Raw genomic sequence first — 16,026 nt, forward strand, 5'->3', positions numbered from 1 at the left:
GTTGGCGGCATGGCTCGCTTTCCGACTAGTGAACGCTTCGTCCGTTGGAGCGCGGATCATTCACGCGGTATCGATATCTGTATCGCGGTCCTGGTGACACTCTTCAGTCTGGTAGTGGCGGTAGAAACCGGCCCGCTCGCTGTGCCGATCACCCTGGGCATGACAGTCCCGCTCGCGTGGCGGCGATCCAAGCCCGAACTTTCCGGCATGACAGTTGCGGCTTTTGCGGTCCTACACGTGATCTTTATCGGGAACACGCTGCTCGGCAGCGCGATCGCGGTGCCGATCTCGCTGTATGCGCTGGCCGCGTACGGCGCGCGATGGAGCAGCCTCACCGGGTTGGGTTTGGGGCTACTCGGGGCGATCGCGGCGGCGATCCGCTATTTCAACTACGAAGACATCGCGCTCTCGGCGTTGCTGTTTCAGTGCGTGGCGGTGATGGTCTTCGTTCTTGCCGTGTGGGCGTTCGGAGACTTACGGCGCGTCCGTACCAAGCAATTGGAGGGCCTCACGGAACGCGCGCAACTTCTCGAACTCGAGCGAGCCCAGGAAGCCGAAATCGCCACCATCAGTGAGCGTTCGCGAATCGCCCGCGAGATGCACGACATCGTCGCCCACTCGTTGACCGTCGTCATCGCCCAGGCCGACGGTGGACGCTACAGCGCAGCACAAGATCCACAGGCCGCGGTCCGGGCACTCGAAACCATCGCGGCTACGGGTCGGCAGGCCCTGACCGACATGCGGGCACTCTTGTCCGTGCTCCGCGAAGACAGTCCACGAGACTTTGCGGTGATTCCGGGCGTCGGCGATATCGCTACCCTGCTCGGTGAATTGAAGCGCAGTGGCCTCGACGTCGACGTAACTGTCACCGGTGATCCGCGCGAACTGTCGGCAGGTGCCGGATTGACCGCGTATCGCATCATGCAGGAATCGCTGACCAATGTTCTCAAGCATGCAGGGCCGGGCGCCCACGCCGCCGTCGAGATGACCTGGACCGAAACCGAACTCGTACTCGGAATCACCGACGACGGACGCGGCGGCAGTGCTGCCTTGGTCGAATCTTCACCCGGTGGGCAAGGCCTGATCGGGATGGCGGAGCGCGCACGCCTGCACGGCGGCACTGTCATGGCGGGCCCTCGGCCCGGCGGTGGATACAGCGTGCGCGGCGTCCTGCCGTACCGGACCGGCTAGGTGGCACTTAGGGTGAACGGCATGGACGAACAGGCGAATCCGATCGCAGTGGCACTGGTCGACGATCAGCAACTGGTCCGCGCCGGCTTCCGAATGGTGATCGATTCCCAACCGGATCTCCACGTGGTGCTCGAGGCGTCCGATGGGCAGCACGCTCTCACGGAACTGGCTACCCGCCGCGTCGATGTGGTGCTCATGGACGTACAGATGCCGCGCATGGATGGAATCGAAGCAACGCGGCGGTTGCTGGCCAACCCGAACGCTCCGAAAGTGGTGGTGCTCACCACTTTCGACAACGACGAGTACGTGATGTCGGCAATCCGAGCCGGTGCCAGCGGATTCCTCCTCAAGGACGTACCACCGGAACAGTTGCTCGACGCTATTCGCACAGTGCACCGCGGTGATGCGGTGATCGAGGCCCGGGCCACTCGACGGTTGCTCCAACACGTCGGGCCACTACTCGAAGGCTCGGCGCCCGCAGTGCAGTTGCCGGAAGAGTTGACGCCGCGGGAAGTGGAAGTCCTCGAAGCCATGGCGTACGGACTGTCCAACTCGGAGATCGCCGCCAAATTTCACGTTTCCGAAACGACCGTGAAAACCCATGTGGGACGAGTTCTTTCGAAAACCAAATCTCGAGACCGTGTGCAGGCAGTCGTCTTCGCCTTCCAAGTCGGTTTGGTTCGTCGCGCAGACCTCTTGGGTACTGCAGACTGTCCTCCCCTGGGATGACACCCTCCCGCTGAAGATGGCCCCGCGCTCCGACGCGAACAGCGTGCGCGCTCCCATACCGTCGACACCATGAATCAGCACAGGGTCAATACGCCTGGAAAAGCAGTGCCACCGGCGATCACGGCGCGTGGTGTCACCAAGATTTACGGCACCGGCGAAACAGCTGTGCACGCACTCGGCGGCATCGACGTCGATTTCGGGCGGGGAATGTTCACGGCGATCATGGGTCCGTCCGGGTCCGGGAAGTCGACGCTCATGCATTGTCTTGCCGGTCTCGATACCGTTTCAGGTGGCAGTGTGTTCCTCGGTGATACCGAGGTGACAAAGCTAGGGGATACCGAACTGACCGAATTGCGTCGTGAGCGTATAGGTTTCGTATTTCAGGCCTTCAATCTCTTGCCGGTGATCTCGGCGCGGGAAAACATGCTCTTGCCCATGCGGTTGGCCGGGAGCGAGCCCTCGCAGAAGTGGATGGACGAGGTGGTCACCCGGCTCGGGCTGACCCATCGCCTCGATCACTTGCCTCACGAACTCTCGGGCGGCCAGCAGCAACGCGTGGCGGTGGCGCGAGCACTACTGCCGGCGCCGGACGTGATCTTCGCGGACGAGCCGACCGGAAATCTTGATTCGCGCTCGGGGACAGAGGTTCTCGGATTGTTGCGTACCGCAGTGCGTGAGAGCGGGCAGACGGTGGTGATGGTGACTCACGATCCCTTGGCTGCGTCGTATGCCGATCGGGTGGTATTGATCGCCGACGGTCGTATTGCCGGCGAAATCCTTCGTCCCACTGTCGATTCCGTGATCGGTGCGATGCGTGCTCTCGGTGCCGACGACCTGGCAGGCGCGCCGGAAACCGCGAGCGTGCTGCGATGAGAGGGTTGGCAATTGCGCAGGCGAAGGCGCACGCGGGCCGCTACGTAGCATCGATCCTGGCAGTGGTGATCGCGGTCGGGTACATCGTCGCGACGCTGACGTTGAGTTCCACGGTCGATGCCAGTATCAGTAAATCCCTTGCCTCTCAGTATGAAACGACGGACGTTGTTGCTTCCGGCCGGGAGTGAGTGCCGATGCCCTGGAATCGGTTTCGGGGGTTCGCGCGGTGGCCGAGGACGTGTCGGGATCGGTCCGCGTGGATTCCGAAGTCAAGGGTGCCTCGTACGGTGAGGCGCTGTCGATTGCTGCCAGTGCGGACCTGCGGTGGCAGAAACTCGCTGAGGGTGTTTTGCCCATCGGGCCGGGACAGGTGCTGGTGAGTGTTGACGTGGGGATCCCGGTGGGTGCCGATGTCACAGTGACAGCGGGTAACTCGGACGAGGCGACGGCGCCGACCGCACGGGTTGTCGGGCTGGTGGACTTGGCGGGATCGGCGCAGCGGCTCGGTGGAATGAAGGTATTTGCAACACCCGAGCAGGTGAGCTCGTGGGCTGGAAAGTCCGCGACGCGTGAATTCCGTATTGCCGGTGACGGTTCCAGTTCCCCGCGGCAACTCGCCGACCGCGTCGAGGCAGCGCTGCCTGCCGATGCGACGGTGATCACCGGTGCGGAAGCTACCGACGCCGCGGCTGCGCAGTTCCTGGGCGGCACCAAGATACTGAGCACGATCCTTCTGGCGTTCGGTGCCATCGCGGTGGTCGTTGCGGCACTGGTCATCGCCAATACTTTTGCAGTTCTGCTTGCTGCTCGCACTCAGGAACTTGCATTGCTGCGGTGCGTCGGTGCAACCGCTCCGCAGGTTCACCGAAGCATCCGCGCAGAAGCCGCAGTTGTCGGAGTGGTCGCCTCGGTGATCGGTGTGGGACTCGGGGTTGGTCTCGCATGGTTGGTTGGCTGGGCCGCCACCGTTGCCGATGTGCCCGTGCCGCTCTCGACGCTGAGCGTCACGCACGTGACTGTTTTGGCCGGGCTCGCGGTGGGCATTGTGATGACCATGGTCGCAGCGTCGGCTCCGGGACGCGCCGCCACCAGGCTTTCGCCGATGGCGGCCCTTGCGCCCATGGAGTCGCAGCCGGAACGTGTTCAAGATTCCCTCGTGCGCCGTGTGTTGGGAGTTGTGCTTCTGCTGGCCGGTATTGCGATGACGGTTCTGGGCGTCAGTGGGCAGCAGGTGCTGCCGGCAACGATCGGCGGTCTGCTCTCGTTCCTGGGGATCGCAGCGTTGGCGGGGCGGATCGTTCCCGCACTGGTCAACAAGGCCGGCGGACTGCTGGCGCGTGCAATCGGTCCGGTCGGTGGCCTTGCCGCAGGTAACGCCGGCCGCAATCCGCGTCGAACATCCGCCACCGCAGTGGCATTGCTGATCGGTGTCGCACTGACGAGCACCCTGGTTGTCGGGATCGCCACCGTCAAAGCTGCTGCGCCCGGAGCCATGGACAGTCAGTTTCCGGTCGACGTGATGGTGAGCGGTTCGGATTCTGCGCCCCTGCCTGCCGCGCTCGGTACCGGCATCGGCCTGGTCGACGGTGTGAGCGCGGTGGCCGGGCTGGAAAATGCCGAACTGATTCTTGACGGACATGGTGATTTACCAGGTTACGGAGTTGATGCGGCGCAGGTGAAAGATGTTCTGCGTACCGATATTTCGGTACCGGGTGCAGGGCAATTAGTCCTCTCGCCGGCGGCGTTGACCGACTTCGGACTTGGCACCGGCGACACCGTGACGGTGCGCGGGGACCGTGGGAGCATCAACCTCAGTGTCGTCGAGGGTGTGAAAGGTCAACCGGCACTGCTGGACCGGGGGGACCTCACTGTGGCCGCGACACTGCCAACCACTGATGCCTACTGGGTCAGGCTCGATACCGAGACCGACGACCAAGCTCTGGTAACTACCGACCGAATCACCGAACTGGCTCGCCAGGAAGCGCCGGGTAGCAATGTTCAAGGCATGACCGAGATGCGTTCGACCCTCGATTCGATCCTCGACACGATGCTCATGGTGGTTGCGGGACTGCTGTCGGTCGCGGTCCTGATAGCGCTCATCGGTGTCGGAAACACGATGGCGCTCTCGGTCCTCGAACGACGACGCGAATCCGGGTTGCTGCGAGCACTCGGCATGACCAAGAGGGGAATTCGGGCAATGCTTATCTGGGAAGCTCTACTCGTGGCGGGAGTCGCGTCGGTGATCGGAGTTGTGTTCGGTCTGGTGTTCGGCGTCGCGGGGACGGCATCGGTGTTCGGGATCGACGACATCGCCCTGGGTGCGGTTCCCTGGGCGCAATTGGTGGCAATTACGTTGATCGGTGGGATCTGCGGAGTGATCGCGTCACTCCTGCCCGCTCGCCGCGCCGGGATGGTCTCGCCGGTCAGTGCGCTCGCCGGTTGATCGACCCTCGTTGAATCAGAACTGCTTCGTGATCTTTTCGGTGCCCACTCGGCGCGCGGTAGCTTCCGCGTCCGGGTGGGCCACCTGCACGAGCGAAGCACCGGCCGCGAAGACGGCGAGTAGTCCGTCGATGAGTTCTTGCGCTGAACCCCACGACTGACTCGACAGCACTCGGTCCACGGAGGTGAGCTCGCGAGCAGTCGACGTTACCGTTGCAGCACGTATGGTTTCCGCGACCGATCGACCTTCCAGTGCGGATCCGGCTCCGGCACTGCGGAACTGATCGCCATGCACACGAATGGAGGTCGCGTAGTCCGCAACTCCGATCGGCAGGTCACTCAAGCCTTTTCCGAAAGCGTCGAGCGAGAGAGCCGCAACCTCGGGCACATCAGTGACGTCGACGAGACGGTCCTCGGTGACAAAAGCGAGTTCGGTATCAGAATCGGGGGAGAGGACTACCTCGCACCCAGCCCACCACACACCGAGCAGCACGGCAACACTCTGCCAGTGTGCGGGCAGCAGCACGGCGACCTTCGCGCCCGGGTCGAGAGAGAACTCGTCGACCACCATGTTCGCGGTCTTGGCCGCCCAGTTCATCAAGGTGCTCGCCGAGAGTTCGATGCGCTCGCCGCTCGCGTCGTCGTAGTACGTGATCCGCGGGCCTGCTGGGTCGGCAGCCAGGATCGGTCCGAGGAGCGCGTCGGTCAGGTTGTCGACAGGTGAAGGCATCAGGTCAGTTTACGCAGTGGTTAGTTGACACACCGCGGCCCGCTGGATGCCGCGTCGATCGGAGGGCCGGGGGGAGCGGGCGTCGGACTGGTCTCGGTCGTGCTGGCAGAGTTCGACGTTGTGGAGGAGTTGGAATCGCTCGGCGACACGGAGTCGGCGGATTGCGGGCCGGAGTAGTCCGCGGCGAGAACGACGCGAACTGTGTTCGAAGACAACGACGAATCCGCTTTCACCGTCAGACCGCCGAGGGCGTCGGCGACAGCGAGTGCTGCGTCGTCGTCTGCGGACTTCGCGAAAACCGTGGATTCGGAGACACTTGCGCCGGTGTTGTTGCCGACCTTGCCCTCCTTGTACCCGAGGGCGCTCAGTGCCTCGGAGACACCGCTCGCAAGTCCGGCGATGTCACTCGCATTGGCGACGTCGACGGTGAACTTGGACGCATCGACAGTCGGTGCCGACGACGTCGTGGTTTCCTCGGTCGGGGCGTCCGCCCCGACCAGGCTCGCGATGTACTTCTTCACATCCTTCGGATCGACCTTGACGATGGACTCGCCGTAGTCGGTCATCCCGTTGATGTCGAGCACAGGGATTGTCTCGAACTGAACTTTGCCGCCCGCGAGATTCTGCAGTTGCTTGGCGAATTCGATGATGTCCCAGTCGTCGTCGATGACAACCGAGCGTTCGACGGCGTTGGTCAACGAACCGAGTTTGCCGGGATCGCTCAGTGTTTTCGCGCTGAGGACCTTGCTGACGAGGGAGGCCATGAAGACCTGCTGACGGACGATGCGGTCGAGGTCGCCGCGGGGGAGATCGTGACGTTGCCGCACGAAGCTGAGGGCATCGGATCCGTCGAGAGTTTGTTCACCGGCCGGAAAGTTGGCGCCCGACATCGGTTCGTCGACCGCCGCGTTGAGGCAGACATCGACGCCGCCGACGGCATCGGTCAGGAGGACAAATCCGAGCAGACCGATCTCGGCGTAGTGGTCGACAGTGATGCCCGTCAGGTTCGAGACGGACTTGATCAGCGCGGTGCGGCCGGCTTCGGTGGATTTGCGATCGGCTTCCGAATCGCTGGCACCGTTGTTGACCAGACGCAGTCGCTCGGTCTCCTTTGTTGCACCGAAGGCGCCGTTGATCTTGGACATCCCGATGCCCGGGACGTTGACGTAGGCGTCGCGCGGGATGGAGATCGCGGTGGCGGAGCTGCCGTCGTTGGGTACGCGGATCAAGATGATCGTGTCGGTGTTGGACGCGACCTCCTCGCCGGCGCGCAACGAGTCCAACTCCTTCTGTGAGAGCGGATTTCCATGTGCATCAGTTCGGCTGTCGGTTCCCACCATCAGGATGTCGATGGCACCGTCCTTGCCGCCGCCCAAACCGAGGCCGCTCGCGGTGGCGAGACTGTTGCGGAGGGAGTCCACTCCGCGCCAAGCGAATCCGGTAACCAGTAGCACCAGCACCGACACAACGGCGACAGCAATCCGTCCCGGGCTCGTCTTCTGCCGAGCAGGCGCAGGTCGTGGACGTGCGCGGCGTGGCGGTTGCTGGTGTGACACCCACCCAGGTTACTGGTCTACCCGCGTGTCGCGGGTACCTCGACGCGGCGTGCCAAACTGAACGGTGTGACGAATATCCTGCTCACCGGCGCCCGTGGACAACTCGGAACACGCATCGACACGCTGGCTCGTTCGGCGGGTCTCGACATTGCGGCGTTCGATTCGTCGCAGTGGGATATCGCCGACCTCAGCGCCGTCGAGCGGATAATGAGCTCGAACAACGTGACGCCGAACAGCGTGGTGATCAACTGCGCCGCCTACACGGGGGTGGATGCCGCGGAGTCCGACGAGGCGGCAGCTACCCGAGTCAACGCGGTCGGACCGGGCAACCTTGCCGGCGCCTGTGCTCGCGTCGGTGCTCGGCTCATCCACGTATCCACCGACTACGTCTTCCCCGGCGACGTACACATCCCTTACGAAACCGACGCACCCACCGGTCCGTCGACTGTGTACGGCCGCACCAAGTTGGCCGGTGAGGAGGCGGTGCGGGAGTCCGGGGCCGATTCTGCGATTGTTCGAACCGCCTGGGTGTACTCCGGCGAGGGCGGCGATTTTGTCGGCACCATGCGCAGGCTCGAAGCCGAGCGTGAGTTCGTCGACGTCGTTGACGACCAGGTCGGTTCACCCACCTACAGCCTCGATCTTGCGGCCGGACTGCTCGAACTCGCCGCCCGACCCTTCACCGGCAGTGCGACGCTGCACGCCACCAACGCCGGGCAGGCCAGTTGGTTCGACCTGGCTCGCGCGGTGTTCGAGGAGATCGGAGCCGACCCCAACCGGGTCCGCCCGTGCAGCAGCGCGCAGTTTGTCCGCCCCGCCCCGCGCCCGGCGTATTCGGTCTTGTCCGGCCACGCGTGGGCGGCGGCCGGACTGAGCCCGCTGCGTCCGTGGCGTGAGGCGCTTCACGACGCTCTGGGGCGCGCACAGTTCGGGCGGAGCGCTGCGGGCGGCTAGGCTGACCGGCGTGAGTCCCAAGCTGGCCGTGGTAACGGTGACCTACTCGCCAGGCGAGCATCTCGAGAACTTTTTGAGCACACTCGCTGTGGCGACGACAGAAAAACCCCAGGTCATCATGGCCGACAATGGGTCGACCGATGGAGCCCCCGAGGCTGCTGAGGCGAAGTACGAGCATGCCCGACTGCTCCGTACGGGTGGAAATATCGGTTACGGCGGTGCCATAAATCGGGCCGTCGCGGAGGTCGATCCTGCGATCGAATTCATCGTCATTTCCAATCCGGACGTCCAATGGGCACCTGGTTCACTCGACAAATTGGTCGCTGCGGCAGATCGGTGGCCAAGGGCCGGTGCACTCGGGCCCAAGGTCCTCGAACTCGACGGCAGTGTCTATCCGTCAGCGCGAGCGGTTCCCGACATCGCCTCCGGCGCGGGGCACGCAATTCTGGGAACCGTGTGGCCGAAGAATCCCTGGACCACTCGATACCGCCAGGAAAATGAGGCTCTGACCGAGCGGGCCGTCGGCTGGCTGTCCGGCTCGTGCCTGTTGGTTCGACGGGACGCATTCGACGCCATCTCCGGATTCGACTCCCGCTACTTCATGTACATGGAAGACGTCGATTTCGGCGATCGTCTCGGAAAAGCGGGGTGGCTCAACGTTTTTATGCCCTCGGCTGAGGTGACTCACGCGAAAGGGCATGCGGCAGGCCGCCATCCGGAGTTGATGTTGCCGGCGCACCATCGCAGTGCGTACCGTTTCCAAGCCGACCGCCATCCACACTGGTGGCAGGCGCCGCTGCGTCTCGCCCTGCGCGGCGGACTGGCCGTGCGATCCAAGATCGCAGTGGCATCCGCAGTACGTGCGCGCGGTCGCACCGAAAACTCGACCGACAACACTTCAGTTTCGAATCATGGGGGACAACGATGACCGAACCGAATCCGACCGACGCCGTAATCCTGGTAGGAGGCAAGGGCACTCGTCTGCGCCCGTTGACCTTGTCGGCGCCCAAGCCGATGCTGCCGACCGCAGGCTTACCATTTCTGACGCACCTGCTTGCGCGGATCGAAGCCGCCGGAATCAAGCATGTCGTGCTCGGCACCTCGTTCAAAGCGGAGGTGTTCGAGGACTACTTCGGTGACGGTTCCAAGATGGGGCTCGAGATCGACTACGTCTTCGAAACGGAACCGCTCGGAACGGGTGGCGGCATTCGCAACGTCCTCCCGAAACTGCGCGGCGACAACATCATGGTGTTCAACGGCGACGTGCTCGGCGGCACCGACCTGAACGGGATTCTCGACACCCACGCCAAGACGGATGCAGATGTGACTCTGCACCTCGTCCGTGTCGGCGATCCCCGTGCATTCGGTTGCGTTCCCACCGACGACGACGGTCGGGTATCCGCGTTCCTGGAGAAGACGCAGGATCCGCCCACCGATCAGATCAATGCCGGTTGCTACGTCTTCAAGCGCGAGATCATCGAGCAGATCCCCGCGGGACGCCCGGTCTCCGTCGAGCGTGAGGTTTTCCCCGCACTGTTGTCCGAGGGCAAGCGTGTCTTCGGCCACGTCGACTCGTCGTACTGGCGTGACATGGGTACCCCGGAAGACTTCGTTCGTGGTTCCGCAGACCTGGTGCGCGGTATCGCGCCTTCGCCAGCTCTCGACGGCCCGCGCGGTGAGGCCCTGGTACATCCGGGCGCCGGCATTGCTCCCGGTGCGGTACTGATCGGCGGCACGGTTGTCGGTCGCGGCGCAGAAGTAGGAGCCGGTGCGCGCCTCGACGGCGCCATTCTGTTCGACGGCGCAGTGGTTGAGGCAGGCGCAACAGTGGAACGGTCCATCATCGGTTTCGGAGCCAGGATCGGACCCCGCGCGCTGATACGTGACGCCGTGATCGGTGACGGTGCCGACGTCGGTGCTCGTTGTGAGCTGCTCCGCGGTGCCCGCGTGTGGCCGGGCGTGACACTGCCGGACGGCGGCGTGCGTTTCAGCACAGACGTGTGACCGCGCCGTTGCGGCTGGGATACTGATGGGATGACTTCATTTCCGAGCCGGTACGTCGCTCTCGGTGATTCGTTCACCGAGGGCGTCGGCGATGCAGACGAGCGCTTTCCCAACGGCTTACGAGGTTGGGCTGACCGCGTCGCCGAGCAGTTGGCGAGCCGCAATCCCGATTTCCGCTACGCCAATCTTGCTGTCCGTGGCCGTTTGCTCGGTCCGATCATCGAAGAGCAGCTTGCGCCGGCACTGGCCCTGAAGCCGGATCTGGTGTCCATCTACGCCGGCGGAAACGACATGATGCGTCCGAAGTTGGATCTCGACGCGTTGGTCGATCATTACGACACTGCGATAGCGCAGCTCACGGAATCTGGTGCGCGCGTCCTGATGTTCACCGCGTACGACACCGGATGGTCGGCGTTCTTCGGCAAACTTCGTGGCCGCATGGCGATCTACAACGAATTGGTTCGTGAAGTTGCCGACCGTCACGGCGCGACCATCGTCGACTTCTGGCGGTTCGACGAATACCAGGACTTGCGGATGTGGGACTTCGATCGGCTACACATGTCGCCGGCCGGGCATCAGAACATGGCTACCCGTGTATTGGACGCGATCGGTGTCGACCACGATCTCACCCCGCCGGATCTCGGTCCCGCACCGGTGCTGTCCAAAGCGGAGACCCGGGCCGAAGACCGTGCATGGACCCGAGAGTTCTTGGTGCCGTGGGTAGCTCGACGCGTCAAGGGAACCTCCTCCGGCGACGGCGTCAGCGCCAAGTGGCCGGAACTTGCTCAGGCCTTACAATCCTGACAGGTTTTCAGTCCTGACTCAGGCGAGTGCGGGCCAACGCGATCAAATGGTCGATGGTCTCGCGTTCCGCTGACTCCGGGAGTGCGTCGACGGGCCACCACCTTAGGTCCGTCGACTCCTCACTGCGCACGATCGGCGAATTTTCCGGTGCCACAACAAGAAACCTCAGGTCGAGGTGCCGCGTCGGAACGCCCAGTGAGCAGGTGATCGGATGGGTGTGTGCCGAGAGTAGTGCGGGATCGATGCGGAGATCGTGGATACCCGATTCCTCGCGGGCCTCGCGCAGAGCCGAGTCGACCACGCTGTCGTCTTCCGGTTCACAATGCCCGCCGAGTTGGATCCACCGACCCACCCGTGGATGCAGAGTCAGCAAGACGTGTCGACCACTCTCGTCGAGAACCAACGACGACGCGGTGATGTGTCCGGGCGCATGACGACGGAGGCAACCGTCGGGTGCCGAATCGAGAAACGCCAACATGGTGTGCCGTAAGGACTCATCGTGATCGGAGGGCGTAATCCAGCCCTCCAGAACACTTTTGGCGGAGGTGTGCAGGGACTCGGCGCTCACAGCTCTACCAAGGCGTCGCCAGGTGCGGAGGCCTCACGCACAGTGAGCGGTTCGAGCGGATGGCCGATGGCAACAGCGCCGAGTGGCTGCCAATCAGCGGGAAGCCCCAACAGTTCTCGTACCGCATCGGCCGCGAAAATCGTCGACCCGATCCAGCAACTCCCGACCTCGCGAGTCGCGAGTGCAACCAGCAATCCCTGCACTGCCGCTCCCGCAGCAACCGTGAACATCGTGGACTCGGCAGCGGTACGACGGTCGTCGGGATAACTGTGCGCACCATCGGGGACACAGAACGGGATGACCACTTCGGGGGCGTCGAAAAGGATGTTGCCGCGCGCTACGCGGGCCCGGATCGATTCCTCGCTCCGTCCGTCGGCGCGCAGATCCGCAGTCCAGAGTTCGCGCAACGCGTCGAGTAGTTGCGCGCGAATTTCCTTGGTGCGCAACCACACAAAACGAACCGGGCGGGTGTGGTGCGGTGCCGGAGCCGTGAGTGCCTCGGCGATGGACGCGCGAATGAGTTCGGCGTCGACGGGTTCCTCGGTGAACTGACGAACGGAACGACGGAGAAGCAGCGCCTGGCCGCGGCCCATTGCGGTGGCTTCCGCGGTGCCGAGCCAGAACAGATCCTCCGGCCCGCGGCGGATGAGGTCTTGGCCGGTGGAACCGTCGTCCTCGAAGCGCAAGCCGCGTACTACCGCCACGGGCACACCACCGAGCTTGCCCTTGACCAGATCGCCGGCTGCCGCGATTTCGTCGGCCACGGCGATCTCGGTGACGACAAGGTCGTTGCCCTGACTGTCCTGAGCGCCGAGGTACCCGTGCAGAACGGGAATTCCGGCGGAGCCGATGGCCGCATCGGTCTGCCCGTTGCGCCACGCGCGGCCCATCGTGTCGGTGACCACGACAGCCACGGACTTGCCGGTGCTCGTGAGTATCCGCGCACGCAGCGATGCGGCACTGGCATCCGGATCCACTGGCAGTAGCGCCAATTCCGCGCCGTCGACATTGGAGCCGTCGATGCCTGACGCGGCTTGGACGATCCCGAGCTTGTTCTCGGTGATGAGGGTTCGGCCCTTGCGTGCGACGACGCGTACGGCTTCCTGGTCGACGAGAATGCGTCGGGCGGCGTCGCGCTCCTCGGGGTCGGTCGGAGAGGCGACGATGCGACCTTCGACCTTCGAGAACACCTTGCTCGTCACGACAAGTACGTCACCGTTTTCGAGCCAGGGTGTAGCTGCGATGAGCGCGGCAGCCAAGTCGTCTCCCGGCCGGAATTCCGGAAGTCCCGGTACCGGAATCACTTCGATGGCTGCGCCGGGGGAGTGATCATCTGGGGCCGTCACAGCGATACCCCGGCGATGTCGAAGGCGGTCCGGACCATGTCCGCGGTCGCTGCGGGCGACGTCATGATCAGGGGGATGCTGCGCACGTCCACTCCGTCGACAGTGGCAGCGTCACCTTCGTCGATCAGCCAGCCGTCGAGAATGCCGTTGATCGACCGTGCGCCGTAATGGCGACCGATCGATTCGGACGTGGTTTCGACGCCGATGACCTCGAGGCATTCGTCCGCCATGCCGCGCAACGGTTTTCCGGCAATCACGGGGGAGAGTCCGATCACCTTTGCCGACGTCGTACGTAGTGCGCCGCGGATGCCGGGGACGGCGAGAATCGCGCCGACACTGACCACGGGGTTGGAGGGAGCGATCAAGACTATGTCGGCGTTCTCGATCGCCTCGATCACTCCGGGAGCCGGCTTGGCCTGCTCGGCGCCGACGTGCGCGAAGCTGTGTGTGGGGACCTGGGCACGGTGGCGTACCCACCATTCCTGGAAGTGAATTGCTTTCTGCTCACCGTCTTCGGGGTCGGTGATGACGACGTGCGTCTCACTGCGGTCGTCGCTGACGGGAATTAAATCGACTCCCGGATTCCAGCGATTGCACAATGCCTCCGTGATTGCCGAAAGTGGATACCCGGTTCGCAGCATCTGGCTTCGAATCAAATGAGTAGCGATATCTCGATCGCCGAGGCCGAACCAATCCGGCTTGGCGCCGTAGGCTGCGAGCTCTTCTTTTGCGTTCCAACTCTCGCCGGCGTGGCCCCACCCGCGCTCGGTGTCGATGCCGCCGCCGAGGGTGTACATGCAGGTATCGAGGTCGGGGCAGATGCGCAGCCCGTGCATCCAGACGTCGTCCCCGACGTTGACAACCGCCGTGATCCGATGCGGGCCTTCATATTTCTCGAGCGTTTCGCCACCAGAGATGCTGAGCGCATGTTGCACTCCTTGGAGGAAACGAGCTCCACCGACGCCGCCAACCAACACAGTCACGTTCACTTGACAAAGACTAGGCGGTGCTCGATCTGTCGTGCCCGCTGGGCAGTCGGTCGGCTGCGAATTTCGGGCCGGAATACTAATGGATTGATATGGATTAGCTTGACCGCGACACGCTGGACGTGTGTAATCTCAAATGTGTCATTCCACCGTTGCTACCGAGATCACGTGCAGCGGGACCAAATTCGAACGTAGTTTCGAATGGTCAACGGGGTGGGGTTGAATAAACGGAGTGAAATTCTGCGCTATTACAGGTGAGGAGGCGGAACGGTGCCCAATGAAAATGTCGAGATCAGTTCTCTCGCAATGACAGTGAGCTACGAACCGCAGACCGATTCCGGAGCGGGCGCAGCAGAAGGTGCTTGCAGCAGTGGTTTCGAAGCAGTGAGTACTCGGCCCGTGCTGAGTCTCGTGACTGGATTCGAGGAACTGTTCGACACCATCGAGGATCAGTGGCAGGAGCGCGCACTGTGTGCGCAAACCGATCCCGAAGCGTTCTTCCCCGAAAAGGGTGGATCGACTCGGGAGGCCAAGAGAATCTGCCTCGGCTGTGAGGTTCGTGACGAGTGCCTCGATTACGCACTCGCCAATGACGAACGATTCGGTATCTGGGGAGGGTTGTCGGAGCGCGAGCGGCGACGCCTGAAGCGGGGAATCATCTGATCTCCTGCTGAATCGGTTCCGTCAGCGTCGGGGCTGACGGATGGTCTGCGAAGTCTGACCTGCAACGGGGAATTGCAGGTCGTACACAGACTTTCGGTTTTCATCATGCTCGGTTTTTGTCAAGTTCAGTATTCAATTAATCTTCGTCGGGCAGTGTCGGGTCGATCACCTGTGGGTCTACTCCGAGGAACGTACTGACCTGGTGCACTAACACGTCGTGGACCAAATCCGTGAGTTCATCCGGATTTTTGGCACGTTGCTCCAGCGGTCGACGGAACAATACGATTCGCGCTCGCGTCGTCTTGCCGTAGCGATCGATGCCGGCTGGGATCAAGCGTGAGAGAGGTACCGGTCCGTCTGCGACAACTTCCGGCGGCCAGGTCACCGAGTCGGGATCGCGGGCGAAGATCTTCGGAACCTCGTCCACAGCGATATCGAGTTTCTTGAGTCGGTCGTGCCAGGCGCTGTCGACCGGGGCAAATGCATCCATGACCAGTAGGTCGAACTTCTCCGCTCGGGTTCGACGTGCGGGAACCTCCGGTGGAAGCAAGGGTCCACGCAGTCCTCGTCCGCGCCGCTCGATAGAACGGGTGGTCACCGAGCGTCTGCGGGGGGAGCGTGGCATGCCGTCGAGATTACGACAGTCGAAGCCGCCCGGTGTGTCCGAGTAGGTTCCGGCAGCGGGGAGGACTAGGCTCCGTACCTGTGAGATCTCTGCGTCGCTGCTGCCGCCCCGGGTGCAAGAACCCCGCCGTCGCGACGTTGACGTATGTCTACTCGGATTCCACCGCTGTTGTAGGTCCGCTGGCTACTGTCGCGGAACCGCACTCGTGGGATCTGTGTGACAACCATGCGTCGCGTATCACGGTCCCCAAAGGCTGGGAAATGGTCCGGTACGAGGGAGGATTCTCCACAAGTACCCCGGATGAGGACGACTTGACCGCCCTGGCGGAAGCCGTTCGTGAGGCCGGTTTCGGCGACCGAAACAAGGGTCGTGAGGATTCCGGCGCTTCACTGAACGAGGACGTCCGTTCTATCGCTCCCACCGCAGCCCGCACCGGGCGCCGAGGGCACCTACGTGTCCTGCCGGACCCGTCGGCCTGACTCGAGGCGACTGCCTCCATGACAAGAAATTGTCATGCGTGAAGCACTAGGCTTGCTCACAACTTTCAGCGTCCCT

Annotated in this window: 17 protein-coding genes; 11 read left to right on the top strand and 6 right to left on the bottom strand. The window is 63.2% G+C overall.

The genetic code is table 11. The features are described 5' to 3' along the window. Positions 1 to 9 precede the first annotated feature (9 nt). The 5 genes from QM600_RS06105 to QM600_RS06125 all read left to right on the top strand — a co-directional run bounded on the left by QM600_RS06105 (position 10) and on the right by QM600_RS06125 (position 5,236). Positions 10 to 1,191: a sensor histidine kinase gene (locus QM600_RS06105; protein ID WP_283260571.1), complete on the top strand. Its 1,182-nt coding sequence runs from the start codon at positions 10 to 12 to the stop codon at positions 1,189 to 1,191. A 21-nt stretch (positions 1,192 to 1,212) separates the two neighbouring features. Then, positions 1,213 to 1,920, top strand: a complete 708-nt coding sequence (locus QM600_RS06110; RefSeq protein WP_283260572.1) for a response regulator — start codon at positions 1,213 to 1,215, stop codon at positions 1,918 to 1,920. A gap of 69 nt (positions 1,921 to 1,989) precedes the next feature. Further along, entirely contained in the window at positions 1,990 to 2,793 is an 804-nt protein-coding gene (locus QM600_RS06115) for an ABC transporter ATP-binding protein (RefSeq protein ID WP_283260573.1), read from the top strand. After that, positions 2,790 to 2,981 (top strand): hypothetical protein, encoded by a 192-nt coding sequence (locus tag QM600_RS06120; RefSeq protein ID WP_283260574.1) that lies wholly within the window; start codon positions 2,790 to 2,792, stop codon positions 2,979 to 2,981. Before QM600_RS06115 ends, QM600_RS06120 begins: the two co-directional genes overlap by 4 nt. After that, entirely contained in the window at positions 2,978 to 5,236 is a 2,259-nt protein-coding gene (locus tag QM600_RS06125) for an ABC transporter permease (RefSeq protein ID WP_283260575.1), read from the top strand. The genes QM600_RS06120 and QM600_RS06125 overlap by 4 nt, the downstream gene beginning before the upstream one ends. Positions 5,237 to 5,251: 15 nt before the next feature. On the opposite strand, the gene QM600_RS06130 is transcribed toward QM600_RS06125, so the two are convergent. Continuing rightward, positions 5,252 to 5,965 carry a TIGR03089 family protein gene (locus QM600_RS06130; protein ID WP_283260576.1) on the bottom strand — a complete coding sequence of 238 codons (714 nt, stop codon included), beginning with the start codon at positions 5,963 to 5,965 and terminating at the stop codon, positions 5,252 to 5,254. Between the two features lie 20 nt (positions 5,966 to 5,985). Then, on the bottom strand, positions 5,986 to 7,521 hold the full coding sequence (locus QM600_RS06135; protein ID WP_502942893.1) for an LCP family protein: 1,536 nt from the start codon (positions 7,519 to 7,521) through the stop codon (positions 5,986 to 5,988). Positions 7,522 to 7,587: 66 nt separating this feature from the next. Between QM600_RS06135 and rfbD the strand changes: the two genes are divergently transcribed. The 4 genes from rfbD to QM600_RS06155 are packed head-to-tail and all read left to right on the top strand — an operon-like array spanning position 7,588 to position 11,283. Further along, positions 7,588 to 8,475, top strand: coding sequence for a dTDP-4-dehydrorhamnose reductase (gene rfbD / locus QM600_RS06140; protein WP_283260577.1), 888 nt, complete (start codon positions 7,588 to 7,590; stop codon positions 8,473 to 8,475). Positions 8,476 to 8,485: 10 nt separating this feature from the next. Next, a complete protein-coding gene (locus QM600_RS06145; RefSeq protein ID WP_283260578.1) occupies positions 8,486 to 9,403 on the top strand; it encodes a glycosyltransferase family 2 protein in 918 nt (305 codons plus the stop codon). Next, a complete protein-coding gene (gene manB / locus QM600_RS06150) occupies positions 9,400 to 10,479 on the top strand; it encodes a mannose-1-phosphate guanylyltransferase (RefSeq protein ID WP_283260579.1) in 1,080 nt (359 codons plus the stop codon). The genes QM600_RS06145 and manB overlap by 4 nt, the downstream gene beginning before the upstream one ends. 30 nt (positions 10,480 to 10,509) lie before the next feature. Continuing rightward, on the top strand, positions 10,510 to 11,283 hold the full coding sequence (locus tag QM600_RS06155) for an SGNH/GDSL hydrolase family protein (RefSeq protein WP_283260580.1): 774 nt from the start codon (positions 10,510 to 10,512) through the stop codon (positions 11,281 to 11,283). Positions 11,284 to 11,290: 7 nt separating this feature from the next. On the opposite strand, the gene QM600_RS06160 is transcribed toward QM600_RS06155, so the two are convergent. From QM600_RS06160 to cofD, 3 genes are read right to left on the bottom strand one after another with little or no spacing between them, the layout of a single operon-like run. After that, positions 11,291 to 11,851, bottom strand: a complete 561-nt coding sequence (locus QM600_RS06160) for an NUDIX hydrolase (RefSeq protein ID WP_283260581.1) — start codon at positions 11,849 to 11,851, stop codon at positions 11,291 to 11,293. Next, complete coding sequence (locus QM600_RS06165) at positions 11,848 to 13,197, bottom strand: coenzyme F420-0:L-glutamate ligase (RefSeq protein ID WP_283260582.1); 1,350 nt, start codon at positions 13,195 to 13,197, stop codon at positions 11,848 to 11,850. Before QM600_RS06165 ends, QM600_RS06160 begins: the two co-directional genes overlap by 4 nt. Further along, on the bottom strand, positions 13,194 to 14,186 hold the full coding sequence (gene cofD, locus QM600_RS06170; protein ID WP_283260583.1) for a 2-phospho-L-lactate transferase: 993 nt from the start codon (positions 14,184 to 14,186) through the stop codon (positions 13,194 to 13,196). The genes QM600_RS06165 and cofD overlap by 4 nt, the downstream gene beginning before the upstream one ends. A 396-nt stretch (positions 14,187 to 14,582) precedes the next feature. Between cofD and QM600_RS06175 the strand changes: the two genes are divergently transcribed. After that, a complete protein-coding gene (locus QM600_RS06175) occupies positions 14,583 to 14,846 on the top strand; it encodes a WhiB family transcriptional regulator (protein WP_165826358.1) in 264 nt (87 codons plus the stop codon). A 136-nt stretch (positions 14,847 to 14,982) separates the two neighbouring features. On the opposite strand, the gene QM600_RS06180 is transcribed toward QM600_RS06175, so the two are convergent. Continuing rightward, the gene (locus QM600_RS06180; protein WP_283260584.1) at positions 14,983 to 15,471 is read right to left on the bottom strand and encodes a metallopeptidase family protein; all 489 of its coding nucleotides are present in this window, start codon (positions 15,469 to 15,471) and stop codon (positions 14,983 to 14,985) included. 80 nt (positions 15,472 to 15,551) lie between these two features. On the opposite strand from QM600_RS06180, the gene QM600_RS06185 reads away from it, so the two are divergent. Next, entirely contained in the window at positions 15,552 to 15,950 is a 399-nt protein-coding gene (locus QM600_RS06185) for a DUF3499 domain-containing protein (protein WP_283260585.1), read from the top strand. The last annotated feature ends 76 nt before the right edge of the window (positions 15,951 to 16,026 follow it).

Source organism: Rhodococcus sp. IEGM 1379 (assembly GCF_030056815.1).
Taxonomy (GTDB): domain Bacteria; phylum Actinomycetota; class Actinomycetes; order Mycobacteriales; family Mycobacteriaceae; genus Rhodococcus_F.